The organism is Jatrophihabitans sp. YIM 134969, assembly GCF_054456675.1.
This window is the reverse complement of the sequence record NZ_JBTJEQ010000116.1, coordinates 1-510: the sequence shown is the minus strand read 5'-3', so window position 1 is coordinate 510 and position 510 is coordinate 1. Positions and strand designations below refer to the sequence as shown.

Annotated in this window: 1 pseudogene; it reads left to right on the top strand. The window is 74.3% G+C overall.

Annotated elements, in window-relative coordinates:
* Nucleotides 1-510, top strand: a pseudogene (locus ACXR2U_RS24115) (hypothetical protein); the annotation flags it as partial.

The window sequence follows — 510 nt, the reverse complement described above, 5'->3', positions numbered from 1 at the left end:
AACACCGGCACCCTCACCTGGGACACCGGCTGCGGCTACTGGGGCTTCTACGGCGGCGGCCGCTTCACCAACGCCACCGGCGGCACCTGGACCATCACCGGCACCGGCACCAACGGCATCACCGACTTCGGCGGCCCCGGCACCAACGCCGTCGTCAACGCCGGCACCACCACCGTCACCCTCGCCACCACCGGCACCACCGTCACCTCCACCGTCGGGTTCGCCGACACCGGCACCGTCACCGCCACCACCGGCACCCTCGCCCTGCAAGGCGGCGGCGTCGCCGACACCCCCGACACCGGCGCCTGGAACCGCACCCTCACCGGTAGCACCGTCACCGGCACCGCCGCCTGGACCGGCGGCACCCGCACCGCCACCACCACCACCGGCACCGGCCTGCGCATCGACGGCGGCGACAACACCGTCGGCACCGGCACCCTCACCGGCCTCACCCTCACCGGCGGCACCCTCACCGTCGCCGACACCAAGACCCTCACCGTCGCCGGCCTC